This window comes from Bacillus sp. PK3-037, assembly GCF_054161355.1.
In genome coordinates, this window is the sequence record NZ_CP096408.1 from 1,024,288 (window position 1) to 1,040,471 (window position 16,184).

Consider the following 16,184-nt stretch of genomic DNA (forward strand, 5'->3'; position numbering starts at 1 on the left):
GCGGAGGTGGGGAAATGCCTGCGATTGTAGGGCCGATATATATTATGTCTATATCAGGTGATGCTGCGGCCAGCTTTGGAGATGTGTTTGCGATTGCGCCGAAAAGCGTCGATCACACAGGTGCTGGGTCTGGCACATTTCAGCTGGGGGATTTTGTGAAGATCAATAACGAATATAGTAAAACAATTTTAAACGATGCCGATATCATTGATGAGACCGTTTCGTTTAACGGGTAACAGCCTTTTCTAGAGAGGCTGTTGCTTTTTTATTGTATAATATGGATAGTCTTTTAGTTAGCGAGGTCATGTTATGAAAATCAGAAAAGCAAATATCAGCACACAAACAGGAATGATCACTGATGTATATCTGCATGAAAACAGAAAAGAGCTGCATACGCTAGTAGCCGTTCCGCAGCTGGAGTGGAGCACGATTATTTCATACGAGGAAGAAAAATCATCGCTGCCTGAACGGCTGGAGGCTTCTTTGCGCCGGCATACAGAAGACGAGCCTGCTGGTGAGCTGGCAAAAAAAATCATTCATTGGGTAACGGAAATGTAACAGCCCTTGAAAGTTTAGCCCCCGCAGGATCAGGCGATAATGAAGACAAACAAGACGGGAGGACGAGCTTTTGAGTGATGAAACGCTGGATCTCTATTTACAGCAAGGCATGTACGGGCCGCTGGAAACAAAACCTGACGAGCGCCATTTGTTTTTAGGCTCATTGCGGGAAAGAGTGCTTTTGGCAATGACGAAAGGGCAGGTGCTCAGAAGCAAGCCGTATGACGAAGCGGAGCAAGCGTTAAAACGCAATAAAAATATATCTCTTCTTATCAATGGAGAGCTTCAGTATCAGTCTTATTCACCTTATGTGAAAATGGCGAACCAAAACGGAGTGCCTTTTAAAGTCGTATCTGATCTTCAGTTTCATACGCCTTTAGGCCTTGTCATTGCGGCGGACAGTGCGGTAAATCATGAATCTATATATATTCAGGACGACATTTTTAACCGGTCGGTGCTGAAATCTTAAGAGACAAACGGACCGTTTGTCTTTTTATTCATGGCAATTCCCTTACAACGGGAGATAAGATATAATGTTCTCATACTGATGGCGGGGAGGCCGGCTATGAAAAAAGCACTTATTTGTATTGATTATACGAATGATTTTGTGGCGAGTGATGGAAAATTGACCTGCGGGGAGCCCGGCAGAATGATTGAAGAGGCGATCGTCAATTTGACAGAATACTTTATCACAAACGGTGATTACGTCGTATTTGCAGTAGATTCTCACAATGAAGGGGATCAATATCACCCTGAAACCCGTCTGTTCCCACCGCATAATATTAAGGGTACGGAAGGAAAAGACCTGTACGGAAAGCTTTTGCCTCTATATCAGAAACATGAACATGATCATAATGTATATTACATGGAAAAAACGAGATATTCTGCTTTTGCGGGTACTGACTTAGAACTGAAACTCAGAGAGCGGCAGATTGACGAGCTGCATTTAGCCGGCGTCTGCACAGATATCTGTGTCTTGCACACAGCGGTTGATGCATACAACAAAGGTTTCCGGGTTGTTGTGCATAAACAGGCTGTTGCCAGCTTTAATCAGGAGGGGCATACGTGGGCTCTTTCCCATTTTGCAAACAGCATCGGAGCGCAAGTGGCAGAGTAAGGAAGGGGAAAAACAGTGTTAGAGTACGGTTTTAAAGATGACAGCCTGTCATTACATACAGACCTTTATCAAATCAATATGGCGGAAACTTACTGGAGAGACGGCATTCATGAAAAGAAAGCGATTTTTGAGCTTTTTTTCAGAAAGCTTCCGTTTGAGAATGGCTATGCGGTTTTTGCGGGCTTGGAAAAAGCCATTGAATATCTGGAAAACTTCAAGTTTACCGATAGTGACCTGACTTATTTACGAGATGAGCTTGGCTACCATGAAGATTTTATTGATTATTTGAGCGGTTTATCTTTTACAGGTTCTCTTTATTCCATGAAAGAAGGAGAGCTGGTTTTTAACAATGAGCCGATTATGAGGGTGGAAGCTCCCCTTGTAGAAGCGCAGCTTATTGAAACAGCTTTGCTTAACATTGTGAATTACCAAACATTAATCGCGACAAAAGCAGCGCGCATCAAGGGTGTCATTGGCGACGAAATTGCACTTGAATTCGGAACAAGACGGGCGCATGAAATGGATGCGGCTATGTGGGGAGCGAGAGCAGCGTTAATCGGCGGCTTCAGCGCGACAAGCAATGTAAGAGCCGGAAAGCGCTTTAATATTCCGGTATCAGGCACACATGCCCATGCCCTTGTGCAGGCCTACCGCGATGAATATACAGCATTCAAAAAATACGCGGAAACGCATAAGGATTGCGTCTTCTTAGTCGACACGTATGATACGCTTCGTTCAGGCATGCCGAATGCGATTAAAGTTGCCAAGGAATTCGGAGACCGCATCAACTTCATTGGCATCCGCCTGGATAGCGGAGATTTGGCTTACCTGTCAAAAAAAGCCCGGAAAATGCTTGATGAAGCAGGTTTTACAGACGCGAAAGTCATTGCGTCAAGCGACCTGGATGAGCATACAATTATGAATTTAAAGGCTCAGGGAGCCCGCATAGATGTCTGGGGTGTCGGCACGAAATTGATTACAGCCTATGACCAGCCGGCTCTCGGCGCGGTTTATAAGCTCGTCTCCATCGAAGAAAACGGAGAAATGGTCGACACGATCAAAATTTCATCCAACCCTGACAAAGTGACAACACCTGGCAGAAAGAAAGTGTACCGGATTATTAATCAGTTAAATCATCATTCTGAAGGAGATTACATTGCGCTTTATGACGAGCAGGTGAATGACCAGAAGCGGCTGAGAATGTTTCACCCGGTTCATACCTTCATCAGCAAATTCGTCACGAATTTCTATGCGAAGGATCTTCACGAGCTGATTTTTGAAAAAGGCATCTTATGCTACCAGAACCCTGAGATTTCTGACATTCAGCAATATGTACAAGACAACCTCAGCCTTCTGTGGGAGGAATATAAGAGAATCAGCAAACCTGAAGAATACCCGGTTGATTTAAGCGAGGACTGCTGGAGCAACAAAATGCAGCGGATCCATGAAGTGAAAAGCAGACTTGAAGAAGAGCTCGAAGAATAAAGCAAACTGGCCTTTCGTTCGCGAAGAGGCCAGTTTTTTTGTGGGAATAATATTTTTCATGTTTAGACAAATTTCGTCAAATTATTTGATATACTTAGGGTGGAAAGCCGCGTGTTTTGTAAGGAGGATAAGTCAATGAGGGTGTTTGTTGCAAGACAGCCTATATTTAACAAAAAAGAACAGGTTGTCGCTTATGAACTTTTATATAGAGAGAGCGAAGAGAATGTGTATTCCGCTGCAGACGGCGATCAGGCTACAACAGATTTGGTGATTAACAGCTTTTTAAACATCGGAATCGAGAAGCTGACGGAAGGAAAACGCTGTTTTGTCAATTTCACTGAAAGCCTGATGTTTTCGGATCTCCCCACCTCCTTCAATCCAAAACAGCTTGTGATTGAAATCCTTGAAGATATACCGATTACTCCGGCTCTCGTCTCAAGGTGCAGAGAGCTGAAAAAAATGGGGTATACGCTGGCGCTCGATGATTTTTACGCGATAAACCCGAAAAATGAAAAATTATTGGAAAAGCTCATGAGCTATATTGATATATTGAAAGTTGATTTTCTTAAAACCACCCGAATGGAACGCCGAAACATTTTGCAAACCTACAGCTATTGCGGCTTGATTTTTTTAGCTGAGAAAGTAGAAACACGCAAAGAATATGAACAAGCGGCGCAAGATGGCTTTCAGTTATTCCAAGGCTACTTTTTCAGCGAACCGCGCATCATCAGCGGCCATGATCTGTCGACCCATTTTTATTCTTACTATGAATTGCTCAACGAATTAAGCAAAGAGCAGCCTAACATCCAGCGTGTAACTGAGTACATAGAACGTGATTTATCGCTGTCTTATCAAATTTTAAAATTCTTAAACTCTTCTCATAGCCGCTTAACCCAAAAGATCGACAGCATTAAGCAGGCTATCATGCTTCTTGGGTTTAACGAAATCAAACGGTGGATATACATCCTTTCCTTTAAGGATTTAAGCAGAAAAGGGAATTCGAGCAAACACGAAATCATAAAAATTTCTTTAATGAGAGCAAAGCTATGTGAACTGTTGGCAAGAAAAACAGCGCGCCCGCAGCCGGCCTCGTATATGCTGATCGGGATGTTTTCTCTCATAGACACCCTTTTGCACAGAGAAATAGAAGAGATTATTCAAGAATTGCCTTTAATAGATGAAGTCGGTCAAGCGTTATTAGGTCATCAAAACGACTATTACCAAATGCTTGAGCTTGTGAAGTTAATCGAAACCAACAATTGGGACTCTTGCGGAGAATTAGCAAAAGAATTGGACAAGGAAGAAGCGTACGACTGTTATTTGGAAGCCTTGGAGTGGTGTCATAAGCTCATGGGCGAAAAGTAATTGCGGTCTTCTGACCACCGCAACGCCAGGATGATTCGGCTTTGCATGCTGATCAGGCTGATGTATATGCCATCGGGATTAAAGACCGAATCAACATCATGCCGGACGCCAGTCTGTTTGATCAGGCGCTTTACTGTTTGTTTATCTGACTGCTCCGCTGCGGTCATGAGGCGGCGCGAAAGCTCCTGTGACCCCGCAATGCGCCTAAGCACAAGCTGAGCATCAGCGAGCAGCCCAGCGGCATCCTTTGCGGAACGGATAAAGATCTCTGTATTGGCGGCAGGAGCGGGCGGACGGCGTATGGCGTACGGATAGACGTAAAACCAAGGATAAGGATATATCATGGAAGCACCTCGCAAAAAGGGGATATGTCTATATGTATAGATCACTCAGGTGCCGGATATGACAAAGCGAAAAGGCCACAACTTTGCGTTGCGGTCTTTTCGGTGTTTGTCGGTCACGATACGCCAAGAATCGCATATTGAATTTTGAAAAAGCGGATAGAGGGACTATAGTCTTACATTGTGAAACAGATAAACACAATAAAATCAAGGAAATTAAGAATCTTTCTCAATTTCATCCGAAATCACCGTTTTTTCACATAGAAAAATAGTCCCGTTCTTATTGTGATTCCTTTGAGTATAAGGACCTATTGATGTTTGCGGTGTCACGCAGGATCTTTTTGCATACTTTTCGGTGAAAAATGAGCCGAAAGCAGATACACTATTAGTAACAGATCAAATACCTAGGACTCGTTCACCATACACAATTCATTGATCTTTCAAAAAAAGGAGTGTGGAAACGATGGAAAAGAAACTTGAAGAAGTAAAACAATTGTTATTCCGACTCGAACTTGATATTAAAGAAACGACAGATTCATTACGAAACATTAACAAAAGCATCGATCAGCTCGATAAATACAATTACGCAATGAAAATTTCGTGAAAAAGACTTGGAAACAAGTCTTTTTTTTCGTTCTACCCATACAATTAATGGATAAAGTATTATATGATTGTTAAAAAACGAAAAACCTGCTGTCCTTTAAATGTCCCATTTAGTAAAATGGAATGGGAGGGTGAAGAATATTAGTAAGGAAATGTGTTTAGATGAAATTTCGATTAAAAAAAAGATGAAGGAGATTGTACACGAAAAAATTCGAAATTTGGATTTGAAAAAGTATTTAATCAACTTTATCGATGAGAAAAACCACTTTTCTTTTGGTATCCTGGCTTATAAGCATTACGTAGCATTAAGAGGTAACAGTTATTTGCATATTTTAACGTTGGCTGGAGGAATTGAGCTTTTAATCATAGCCTTCGATATATTTGATGATTTAGAGGATGAGGACAACTTTGAAAAAAAATGGATGGAAATAGATTCTTCTCTCTCTCTAAATGCTGCAACTACCCTTTATACTTTAGGGTTAGAAGCCATTTGTTCTATTAGCGATAAGGCTGAATATCAGCGGCTCACTTTAAAATATGCTTTAAATGCTATGCAGGGGCAACATGACGATTTAATAAACTTTCCAGAGACAGAAGAAGAATGCATTCAAATGATGAAACAAAAATCAGGTTCTCTTACAGCTATGTCTGCCGTTTTAGCTGCCATGCTTGCAAATGGAGAGTTTAATCAAACTATTGAGGATTATGCTTATAAAATAGGAATAATAAAGCAATTGGAAAATGACTATTATGGTTTAGTTAATGATCAGCGTAGCGACATTAGAAAGAAAAGAAAGACTTTAATTTATTTATTTTTAAACCGCAAATTTAATGAGGCTTCTGAAAAGATATTAAAATTAATAAATTCCCAACCAAGTTATCATAGTCTTATAGCTGATCGCTCTAAATTTGATGAATTATTATTTGAAGCGGGGCTTAATCAATATGTATCTATGTTGATAAAGTTTTATGAGGAAGAAATCACAGCAAGCATGAATCAATTAAACCTAAATATAAAGTTATAAGGAGAGGTATACCTATGAAACAAGATATGATTGATTACTTAATGAAGAATCCTCAAGTTTTAACTAAATTAGAAAATGGAGAGGCAAGCTTAATAGGAATTCCAGATAAACTAATCCCTTCAATTGTAGATATTTTCAATAAAAAAATGACTCTCTCAAAGAAATGCAAGGGAATTTTCTGGGAGCAATAATTCAGAGAGAAGTGGTCTATTGAAAAACTTTAAAGGAAATTTTTCTATAGTGCTAGTATTATTTAGTCTCTTATATTTTGCTTATATTGTTTATTTCACTCAGAATGGTATTTTAGTTGGTACTTATGTTTCTGAAACAGCCAATCATGAGTTAAAAGTTGAAAAAATGACTAAATCCACATATGGAAAATATATGGGATTAAAAGAAGGCGACTTAATACTCGAAGTTAGTGGGAAGAAACCTACAAGCGAAAATATTAAAAGAAATTATTTAGCAAAAGCTGAACATTTAAAAGTTAAAAGGGATAATCATGAAATTCAATTACATAATATGGAGTATATCTCTTTAAATAATTCTTATAGCTTTTTCATTTATATTATCCCTTGTATATTTTTTGCTTTGAGTCTGTTATGTGCTTTTTATATTTATAGGGTCAATCGAGTGAAAAATACGTACTCGGCTTATATTTTGATTAATTTTTTGCTGTTTATATCGATAGCATATTTAAGTGCTGGAGGCGTTACTAGAGGATATGAAATAAATAGATATATTAATCTTTTTACCTTTTTAAATGTACCTGTCTTGTATTTGCATTTTCTATATCAATATTTCAAAGAATTAAGCATCAAATTTTCATCACGTTATACCGTGAATATGTTATACATGCTACCAATCATTAATGTAATAATAGAGTTCGCTGAGAAATATCTTCCATCGGGGATTACTACGAATATTAGTAATATAAACTTAGCAACATTCTTAATAGAGATTACAGTTGTTTATTTTTGTATAATCTATTATGGGATAATTTATAGAAAAAAGGATCATTACTATTTATTGAAGGTATTATTGATTTCGAATACTGTTGCTTTTTTTCCTTTTTCGGTCTTATATATCTTGCCGGAAGTTTTATTTGGGCAATATATTTATTCAGCAATAGTGACTGCGCCGTTCTTAATTATTATCCCATTAGCATTGGTTTATCAATTCGTTGTAAATAAAATTTATGATATTGACTTTATCCTAGGAAGAATTAGATATTATAGTTTCTTGTCCATCATTCCGACAATTGGTATAGTTTGGTTGTCAATTGTATTCGATAGTAAAAGAGCGGATTTTAATGTCATCTTAATTACGTTATGTACGTTCATAATTTTTCTGTCGGTCTTTTATATTAAAGAATTATTAGACTATAAATTTCGGTTAAAACGATTTTCGGAAAAATATAATTATCAAGACAGTATTTTTAAATATACGCAATTAATTAAAGGTGTATCAGCTTTAGATCAAGTATTTAAGAACTTAAAAACAACAATACTAGAAGTTCTACCCGTAAGTAAAGCATACACCTTTGAAGTTGGTTCTGATAGAGAAATTATATACTTTGACAAACAGAGTGTTGAACCCAATTGGAAGCTATATGAAACAGAATTTGAAAAGGTCACTAAAGAAATAGGGAAAATTGTTGAGGTTAATCAAGGGTTTTTGATCAAGGTAGGGGAAAAAGGTACAAGTTCTTATGTATTGCTTTGTTTATCTAGTATCAACACACCGAGGTTGACAAGAGATGAAGTTTCATGGCTGAAAACATTATCGTTTTATACTAGTGTATCCATGGAAAACGTTGTACAAATTGAAGAACTTATGGATCATTTACAAGCTTTAAAAAGGGAAGATGCTAACCCCGTCTGGCTCAAAAAACTCATGTACACCATTGAAGAAAAACAACGTTCTGATCTCGCCCGCGATCTCCACGATTCCGTTCTTCAGGATCTGATTTCATTAAAACGGCAGTGTGAGCTGTTTTTGGCTGAGTTTAAGAAGGATGATGATCCATGCCGTGAAGAGGTACAGGACAAGCTTGTACAGATGAATGAGCAGATGTCTGATGTGATTACGATGACGAGGGAGACGTGTCATGAATTGCGGCCGCAGCTTTTGTATGATTTGGGACTGGTGAAGGCGCTGTCTAAGCTGGTGGCGCAGCAACAGGAGCGGGTTCCGTTTCATATCCGCTTAAATACCGGCAGATTTACGGCGTCGCTTGATTTGGATTCGCAGCTGAATTTGTACCGGATCATTCAAGAGTTTTTATCAAATGCAGTGAAACACTCTCAGGCTACGGAAGTGTTGATTATGCTCATCAGTATTCAAAACAAAATCGTTCTTCATTATGAGGACAATGGCGTAGGGTTTGATCAAGAAAAAAATAACGAACATTCCATGAGTATGGGTCTTTCTGGCATTAAGGAGCGAGTCAGGGCTTTAGATGGACGCCTCCGAATCGAAACAAGTGAAGGAAAGGGCTTTAAGGCCGATATTGAAATGGAATTGTAATGGTTTTATAACGGAAACGACTTGGCAGAAGCCAAGTCTTTTTTATAAAATGGAAATGAGTGAGTAAAAGGGAGGAAAACATGAAAAAGATACTAGTGATTGATGACCATCCGGCTGTCATGGAAGGCACCAAGACAATTTTGGAAACGGATTCGAATTTGTCTGTTGATTGTCTCAGTCCTGAACCGAGCGAACAGTTTATCAAGCAGCATGATTTCTCGTCATATGATCTCATTTTAATGGATTTGAATTTAGGCGGCGAAGTCAATGGGATGGAGCTTTCTAAACAGATTTTACAAGAGAATCCTCATTGTAAAATTATCGTATATACCGGTTATGAGGTCGAGGATTATTTTGAGGAAGCGATTCGTGCGGGTCTGCACGGCGCCATCAGCAAAACCGAATCAAAGGAAAAGATCACCCAATACATATATCACGTGCTCAACGGAGACATTTTAGTCGATTTCGCTTACTTTAAACAGCTGATGACTCAGCAAAAAACAAAGCCGGCCCCTTCCTCTCAAAAAGAACAAGATGTGCTCACACCACGAGAATGCCTGATTCTTCAAGAAGTTGAAAAAGGTTTTACCAACCAAGAAATTGCAGATGCGCTTCATTTAAGCAAGCGGTCCATCGAATACAGCCTGACATCGATTTTCAATAAGCTGAATGTCGGTTCCCGGACGGAAGCAGTTTTGATTGCAAAATCAGACGGTGTACTTTAAATAAGGGAGTTAAAACTATGGATATGAAACATACATTGCTTGGCGCGCTGGGAATTGAAATTGTAGAAAGCACAGCGGAACGCTGCGTGGCAGTGATGCCGGTGGATCACCGGACCGTCCAGCCCTTTGGTTATTTGCATGGAGGCGCTTCAGTCGCTCTTGCGGAAACTGCGGCGAGCGTGGGTGCCCAGCATCTAATCGATTCTCGTACACAAGCTTGTGTCGGTTTGGAGATTAACGCCAATCATTTGAAATCTGTCAAGGAAGGAACGGTAAAGGCGGTAGCCGAGCCTGTTCATAAAGGCAGAACGACCATTGTGTATCAGATTCACATTTATGACGAGCAAGAGAGACTGATCTGTATATCCAGATGCACGCTGGCTGTCATCACAAAATAAAAAAAACAGCCGGAACTCTGCCTGTCCGGCTGCTCATTTTTATAGGTAAGAATCCTCTTTTCGTTTAATCACAAAGTTTCTGATTCCGTTATAGTCATCCTGTATACTTCTTTCATCCAGCTTGACGCCAGAGTTGTACGCAGCTCGGCAGATCAAGTGTCCCCCGACCGGCGTCGTAATAAAGATAAAGAAAATCCCGAGCAGAATTTTTGCTGATATCTCTCCTGTTATAAACCACAAAAAGAAGAAGACACCGAGCAAAATCATATTTACCCCTAACGTTGAGCCTTTAGAAGCAGCGTGAGAGCGTGTGTACATATCGGGAAGGCGAAGCGTCCCTAAGGAAGCCGCAAGACAGATTAGCGCCCCTACTAGGATCAATATCGCTACGGCTATTTTAGCGATCACGATCATTTTCGATAATCTCTCCTTTCTCTAAAAACTTAGAAAACGCAATGGTTCCGATAAAAGACAAAATACCCAGCAATAATATGATATCAAGAAAAATACTCGTATTCAGCAGGATGGAGACAAGCGCTGTCATCGCTATCAGATTAATGCCGATTGCATCCAGAGCCACAACCCGGTCAGGAACAGTCGGCCCTTTGATGACACGAACGACATACAACAGGGTGGACACCGCCATAATGCCGAGCGCGATTTGAAGGATTAACGTAAACATCAGCGGCTCACCTCCTGTATGGCTTTTTCAAATGACTCACGAATATCAAAAATCGCTTTTTCCGCATCCTCAATATCCATCGCGTGAATATAGAGAATGGTCCGGTCATCGGAAATATCCATGACCAATGTTCCCGGCGTTAATGTAATAAGCAGTGAAAGCAGGGTGATTTCCCAATCCTTTGTCAGCTCTGTTTTAAATGCGAATATGCCTGGTTTGATATCCAGTTTTGGCGACAGGACTGTTTTCAGCACACTGACGTTGGCAAGGTATAATTCCCTTATAAAGATCAAAAAAAGTTTGATAATCGAAAACATTTTCCATAGATAAAACGGATGAGCAAGGAAGCGCCGGAAGAAGAAGAGAGAGATCATTCCCAGGATAAAGCCTGTGATGAATCCGGCAGCGCTTGCGTCATTGCTCAGGAACATCCAGCAAAAAGCGAGAAACACATTTAATAAAATTTGAAATGCCATGCGATCTACTCCTTCAAAACAGCTTCAATATATTTTTCCGGATTCAGCAAAGTCTCGGCCGCTTGATCAACGTACGGTGACACCCATTCTGTACCTAATCCGAAGAGAAGAGACAGGAAGAGAAAAATAGCTGCCGGATATAGAAGCCCTTTAGCTGTTCTAAGATTTTGCTTTGGTGTTTCTTTTTCTTCGCCCCAAAACGCATGGATAAAAATTCTTAACACGGAATACAGGACGAGCAGGCTTGAAAGCAGGATCAGCATGGAAATCGTAAATTCACCTTCAGCGAAGCCGCCTTCTGCAATTTTAAATTTGCCTACAAATCCGCTGAGAGGCGGAATGCCGGCAAGAGATACAGCCGACATGAAGAACATCCATCCAAGAACGGGGTATCGCTTGATCAGACCGCCCATTTGTTGCAGGCTTGCTGTTCCTGTCAAAGCGATCAGCGTGCCTGCCAGCATAAATAATGCGCCTTTAATCAGCATGTCGTGAATCAGATAGTAAATCGCACCTTGAATGGATGCGGGCGTTTGAACTGCAACACCGAACAAAATAACGCCGACAGCGGTAATAATATTATAGATCACGATTTTCATGACATTCTGATAGGCAAGTGAACCGATGACACCGAAGATGACAGTGAGAGCCGCGAGCCATATCATCAGCTGGTGGGTAAACGCTGTATCGTGAATGAAAATCAGTGTGAACACTCTTGTGATCGCATATAACCCGACCTTTGTCAGCAAGGCGCCGAACAATGCGGAGATGGCTGCCGGCGGCGCGTAATAAGAGCCGGGAAGCCAAAAGTAGAGAGGGAAGATCCCGCCCTTCATACCAAACACGATGAGTAACAGGACACCGATTACAGTAATCAGCCCAGTTTGTCCGGATTCGCTGATTCTCACACTTAAATCAGCCATGTTTAATGTGCCGGTCACAGCGTATAAAAAGCCGACGCCGATGACAAACAATGCTGATGACACGATATTAAACACAATGTATTTAAGCGATTCCCGCAGCTGAATTTTTGTGCCGCCTAATACAATCAGCATATAAGAAGCAATAAGCAGAAGCTCGAAAAATACGTACATATTAAATAAATCGCCTGTTAAAAACGCTCCGCTTACACCAGCCAGCAAAAACTGCACGCCGGAGTAATAAAAGGCACGTTCCCGTTTTTCACCGATAGAACGGAAAGAATAAAGCACAACCAATAAGCCTATGACTGCTGTGGTGAGAACAAGCAGGCTGGCAAATTGATCTGCAACAAGCACAATTCCGTAGGGGGCTCTCCAGCCGCCCAAACTCAGTGTCTGAATGCCGTTTGTAAAAACAGTCTGTACGAGTAAAACGCTGATCACAATCCCGAGTGCGGATGCCGCAGTGCTGAAGATCCGCATGAGCATGATGCGTTTGTTCATGAAAATCAGCAGAATGGCGGACAGGAGCGGGATCAGAATTGGCAATATAACAAAATTATTCATGTTGATCATTTCCCCTCATTTGATCCATATCGTCCGATTTCAATTCCTGATAGGCCCGAAACGCCATGACGAGGATGAAGGATGTAACTCCAAATGAAATGACAATAGCCGTCAAAATCAGGGCTTGCGGAAGCGGATCGACAAATGACTTGGCATGCTCGCTCAAAATCGGAGCGGCGCCTTTTTTTAATCCTCCCATAGTTAAAAGCATTAAATGAACGCCGTGGCTTAAAAGCGCTGTTCCGATAATGACCCGAAGCAGGCTTTTAGACAGCAGCAAATACGTAGCAGCCATAAAAATAATACCGGCTGTAACAGCCATTAAGATTTCCATTATTCTTCCTCTCCAATCGTTTGAATAATGGTCATCGTAATGCCTACGACAACAAGATAAACGCCTAAATCAAAAAGCGTCGCCGTGGCGAGCTCCGTTTTCCCTAAAATCGGCAGATGAAAGTAACCGAATGTGTGGGTTAAGAAGGGTGCCCCGAAGACAAAAGAGCCAACTCCTGTTAAGACAGCGAGCAGAAGACCGGCTCCCGCGACGTAAATGAAATTAACCGGCAAAATGGAACGCACGGTTTTTAAATCATAAGCCAAGAGCAATAGAACGATGGAAGAGGACGTGATCAGTCCGCCGACAAAGCCTCCTCCAGGGGCGTTATGCCCCGATAAAAATAAATAGAAAGAGAAAAGCAAAATGATAAAGGATACAAGCTTTGTCACGGTTTGAAGAATCAAGTCATTTGTTTTTTGTTCATTCACCGCTTTTCCCCTCCTCTTTTACTTTTGTTTTAATCATGCTGTAAATGCCGAGAGCGGCAATCGTTAATACCGTAATTTCAAACATTGTATCAAAGCCCCTGAAGTCAACGAGGATGACATTGACGACATTATCCCCTCCGCCAAGATCGTGGCTGTGCTTTGTAAAGAAGGAGGCGATACTGTCTTTTGTCCGCTGGCTTGAGGATGCAATACCGAGCAGGGTGACAATAATGCCGACTCCTAAAGCAATGATAAAGTTTGTCATTCGGAACGTTCTCGTTTTCTTTTTCAGACGCAGTTTTGGCAAATGATAGAAACAAAGCAGAAACAGGGCGACGGAAATCGTCTCAATGACCAGCTGGGTCAAAGCCAAATCGGGCGCTCTGAAAATAACAAAAAACAATGCAAGCGTATAACCGACAACACCAAGTGAAATAATCGCCGTCAGTCTGGATCGGGCGAATACAGTCGCCGCTGTCGCGCTGATCATGACAAGTGTCAGAATCATTTCATATATGCCGATTTTCGCCATACCCTCAGTTGTAAAGGAAAATCCGCCTTTCAAAACGAGAGCCCCGCTCATCAGAATGATAAATCCAGCGAAGATATACAGAAGATAATCCCGCAAAAATCCGGTCATATATTGTTTTGTCACTCGATAAGAGCCTTTTTCCATGATGGTCAGGAGCTTCTCGTATAACCGATTGAGCGTGAGTTTCGATGGAAACAGCTTATAGATCCCTTTCCACTTGTTTATCGTCAAGTATCCGATTGTACCGACAGCGATAATGCCCAGGGTCATCAGAACTTCGGCTGTAAACCCGTGCCACTGCGAAATATGAACATGAAACTTCTCATGGCTGTCCAGCAGTGTCGGATAGATTGAATTCATCGCAGGCTCTATCAAGCTGTAGGACAATATATTCGGGAAAAAGAAGAGACTGACAGCGAGCGCAACAAGAATGACAGGTGATACGAGCATTCCAATCGGCGCTTCATGAGCCTGTTTTTCGAGTTTTTCAGGCTGGTAATTGCCTTTAAATGTTTTAAACAGCAGTTTCATGCTGTAGATAAATGTAAACACACTTCCTGCCCAAGCGAGGACAGGGAACAGCGCTCCCCACGTCTGAACGTTGAACAAATCGACATGTGTCACACGAAGCATGCTGGTGAAAAACATTTCTTTACTCAAAAATCCGTTAAACGGCGGGAGACCAGCCATTGAAAATGTGCCAATCAAGGAAATCGTAAATGTAATCGGCATGATCGCCATCAGTCCGCCGAGCTTTCTGACGTCCCGCGTGCCTGTTTCATGATCAATGATGCCGACTGCCATAAACAAGCTTCCTTTAAAGGTAGCATGATTGATGAGATGGAAAATGGCAGCCATGGCGGCAACTGTGTAATACTCTGTATGGCCGTAATGCAGGGCTGCAGCACTGACACCAAGCATCGAGATGATCATGCCGAGCTGGCTGACCGTTGAAAACGCCAAAATGGATTTTAAGTCGGTTTGTTTGACGGCATGGAATGAACCCCAAACCATGGTAAAAATCCCGACGAGAGAAACAATCCAAAACCACTGAGCTGAAAAGGCGAAAATCGGACTGAATCGTGCAATCACATAAATTCCCGCTTTGACCATCGTGGCTGAATGGAGATACGCGCTGACAGGCGTCGGCGCTTCCATGGCATCAGGCAGCCAAATGTAAAAAGGAAACTGGGCGGACTTTGTAAATGCGCCTAGTAAAATCAAAATCATCGCCGGAATAAATAGATCATGGCCGGCAATCAACTGAACCTGATTGATCATTTCTCTGATACTGAATGAATCTGTGATCAGATAAAGGAGAATGAATCCTCCCAGCATACACAGTCCGCCGCTTACCGTAATCAAGAGCGATTTTGCGGCGCCGTAGCGAGATTTTTCACGCTTGTACCAATATCCAATCAGCAAAAAGGACGAAAGGCTGGTAAGCTCCCAAAACATGTAGAGAACCATGACGTTGTCAACAAGAACAACACCGAGCATAGCCCCCATGAACATTAATAAATAGACATAAAAAGGCCCAAGCTGTTCTTTTTCTTTCGATAAATAAAAAATACTGTAAAGAGTGACCAACGAGCCGATCCCTGTTATCAGTAAGGCGAATAGCAGTCCGAGACCGTCTACATAAACGGTAAAGTTAATGCCTAATGAAGGAATCCACTCCAATACCGATCGTAATGTTTCTCCCGACTGAGTCATTCTGATCATTGGAAGAAAGTATATAAACAGCAAGACGGGCAGGATCAGAACAAACCAGCCCGTATGCACTCTTTTTGCGTATTTTGCCAGAAAGGGAATGATAAAAGCAAATACAAAAGACGATAAAATAGCAAAATGTAAGAGCTGCAAAGACAAGACCTCCTTTTCTTTCATTGAAACTTGTTCTATGTATAAATCATTAGAATATACGGTCAAACGACCCAGTCCAAATTATATCGCACTTTTTTGGAAGCCGCCATGCTTCAACCTGCCGCGAATGAATTTTACAAGTTCTTTTGACCTTAAAATAAGTTTAACAAAAATCAGGTCATTTGTATATTTAAATTCGCTCCTGATCAAGCTGTATGTAAGGAGCTGAT

Annotated in this window: 20 protein-coding genes; 12 read left to right on the forward strand and 8 right to left on the reverse strand. The window is 41.3% G+C overall.

What is annotated here, in order from left to right:
* Positions 1–14 precede the first annotated feature (14 nt).
* The 6 genes from M1D69_RS05230 (at position 15) to M1D69_RS05255 (ending at position 4,525) form a co-directional block, all read left to right on the forward strand.
* Positions 15–236: a spore germination protein gene (locus M1D69_RS05230; protein WP_458104353.1), complete on the forward strand. Its 222-nt coding sequence runs from the start codon at positions 15–17 to the stop codon at positions 234–236.
* Between the two features lie 73 nt (positions 237–309).
* Complete coding sequence (locus M1D69_RS05235; protein ID WP_024122689.1) at positions 310–558, forward strand: YueH family protein; 249 nt, start codon at positions 310–312, stop codon at positions 556–558.
* Between the two features lie 109 nt (positions 559–667).
* A complete protein-coding gene (locus M1D69_RS05240) occupies positions 668–1,027 on the forward strand; it encodes a YueI family protein (protein ID WP_458106198.1) in 360 nt (119 codons plus the stop codon).
* A 96-nt stretch (positions 1,028–1,123) separates the two neighbouring features.
* Positions 1,124–1,675 carry a cysteine hydrolase family protein gene (locus tag M1D69_RS05245; RefSeq protein ID WP_458104352.1) on the forward strand — a complete coding sequence of 184 codons (552 nt, stop codon included), beginning with the start codon at positions 1,124–1,126 and terminating at the stop codon, positions 1,673–1,675.
* A gap of 15 nt (positions 1,676–1,690) precedes the next feature.
* Positions 1,691–3,160 carry a nicotinate phosphoribosyltransferase gene (locus M1D69_RS05250; RefSeq protein WP_024122686.1) on the forward strand — a complete coding sequence of 490 codons (1,470 nt, stop codon included), beginning with the start codon at positions 1,691–1,693 and terminating at the stop codon, positions 3,158–3,160.
* A 135-nt stretch (positions 3,161–3,295) separates the two neighbouring features.
* Positions 3,296–4,525: an EAL and HDOD domain-containing protein gene (locus M1D69_RS05255; RefSeq protein WP_458104351.1), complete on the forward strand. Its 1,230-nt coding sequence runs from the start codon at positions 3,296–3,298 to the stop codon at positions 4,523–4,525.
* On the opposite strand, the gene M1D69_RS05260 is transcribed toward M1D69_RS05255, so the two are convergent.
* Positions 4,501–4,869 carry a hypothetical protein gene (locus tag M1D69_RS05260; RefSeq protein ID WP_458104350.1) on the reverse strand — a complete coding sequence of 123 codons (369 nt, stop codon included), beginning with the start codon at positions 4,867–4,869 and terminating at the stop codon, positions 4,501–4,503. The two genes, M1D69_RS05255 and M1D69_RS05260, sit on opposite strands and share 25 nt — an antisense overlap.
* A gap of 460 nt (positions 4,870–5,329) precedes the next feature.
* On the opposite strand from M1D69_RS05260, the gene degQ reads away from it, so the two are divergent.
* The 6 genes from degQ (at position 5,330) to M1D69_RS05290 (ending at position 10,146) form a co-directional block, all read left to right on the forward strand.
* Complete coding sequence (degQ, locus tag M1D69_RS05265; protein ID WP_003220708.1) at positions 5,330–5,470, forward strand: degradation enzyme regulation protein DegQ; 141 nt, start codon at positions 5,330–5,332, stop codon at positions 5,468–5,470.
* A gap of 130 nt (positions 5,471–5,600) precedes the next feature.
* Positions 5,601–6,494, forward strand: a complete 894-nt coding sequence (locus M1D69_RS05270) for a polyprenyl synthetase family protein (RefSeq protein WP_458104349.1) — start codon at positions 5,601–5,603, stop codon at positions 6,492–6,494.
* 14 nt (positions 6,495–6,508) lie between these two features.
* Positions 6,509–6,685, forward strand: a complete 177-nt coding sequence (gene comX / locus M1D69_RS05275; RefSeq protein WP_041906074.1) for a competence pheromone ComX — start codon at positions 6,509–6,511, stop codon at positions 6,683–6,685.
* A 19-nt stretch (positions 6,686–6,704) separates the two neighbouring features.
* Positions 6,705–9,023 carry a histidine kinase gene (locus tag M1D69_RS05280; RefSeq protein WP_458110425.1) on the forward strand — a complete coding sequence of 773 codons (2,319 nt, stop codon included), beginning with the start codon at positions 6,705–6,707 and terminating at the stop codon, positions 9,021–9,023.
* Positions 9,024–9,103: 80 nt separating this feature from the next.
* On the forward strand, positions 9,104–9,748 hold the full coding sequence (comA, locus tag M1D69_RS05285; RefSeq protein ID WP_044158945.1) for a two-component system response regulator ComA: 645 nt from the start codon (positions 9,104–9,106) through the stop codon (positions 9,746–9,748).
* Positions 9,749–9,765: 17 nt separating this feature from the next.
* Positions 9,766–10,146 carry a hotdog fold thioesterase gene (locus tag M1D69_RS05290; RefSeq protein WP_044158943.1) on the forward strand — a complete coding sequence of 127 codons (381 nt, stop codon included), beginning with the start codon at positions 9,766–9,768 and terminating at the stop codon, positions 10,144–10,146.
* A 39-nt stretch (positions 10,147–10,185) separates the two neighbouring features.
* On the opposite strand, the gene mnhG is transcribed toward M1D69_RS05290, so the two are convergent.
* The 7 genes from mnhG to M1D69_RS05325 are packed head-to-tail and all read right to left on the reverse strand — an operon-like array spanning position 10,186 to position 15,954.
* Entirely contained in the window at positions 10,186–10,560 is a 375-nt protein-coding gene (mnhG, locus tag M1D69_RS05295; protein ID WP_458104348.1) for a monovalent cation/H(+) antiporter subunit G, read from the reverse strand.
* The gene (locus M1D69_RS05300; protein WP_024122677.1) at positions 10,544–10,828 is read right to left on the reverse strand and encodes a Na(+)/H(+) antiporter subunit F1; all 285 of its coding nucleotides are present in this window, start codon (positions 10,826–10,828) and stop codon (positions 10,544–10,546) included. Before M1D69_RS05300 ends, mnhG begins: the two co-directional genes overlap by 17 nt.
* Positions 10,828–11,304 carry a Na+/H+ antiporter subunit E gene (locus M1D69_RS05305; protein ID WP_044158941.1) on the reverse strand — a complete coding sequence of 159 codons (477 nt, stop codon included), beginning with the start codon at positions 11,302–11,304 and terminating at the stop codon, positions 10,828–10,830. Before M1D69_RS05305 ends, M1D69_RS05300 begins: the two co-directional genes overlap by 1 nt.
* 5 nt (positions 11,305–11,309) lie before the next feature.
* Positions 11,310–12,791, reverse strand: a complete 1,482-nt coding sequence (locus tag M1D69_RS05310) for a Na+/H+ antiporter subunit D (RefSeq protein ID WP_458104347.1) — start codon at positions 12,789–12,791, stop codon at positions 11,310–11,312.
* Entirely contained in the window at positions 12,784–13,125 is a 342-nt protein-coding gene (locus M1D69_RS05315) for a Na(+)/H(+) antiporter subunit C (RefSeq protein ID WP_024122674.1), read from the reverse strand. Before M1D69_RS05315 ends, M1D69_RS05310 begins: the two co-directional genes overlap by 8 nt.
* Positions 13,125–13,556 carry a Na(+)/H(+) antiporter subunit B gene (locus M1D69_RS05320; RefSeq protein WP_024122673.1) on the reverse strand — a complete coding sequence of 144 codons (432 nt, stop codon included), beginning with the start codon at positions 13,554–13,556 and terminating at the stop codon, positions 13,125–13,127. The genes M1D69_RS05315 and M1D69_RS05320 overlap by 1 nt, the downstream gene beginning before the upstream one ends.
* On the reverse strand, positions 13,549–15,954 hold the full coding sequence (locus M1D69_RS05325; RefSeq protein ID WP_458104346.1) for a Na+/H+ antiporter subunit A: 2,406 nt from the start codon (positions 15,952–15,954) through the stop codon (positions 13,549–13,551). The genes M1D69_RS05320 and M1D69_RS05325 overlap by 8 nt, the downstream gene beginning before the upstream one ends.
* Positions 15,955–16,184 lie beyond the last annotated feature (230 nt).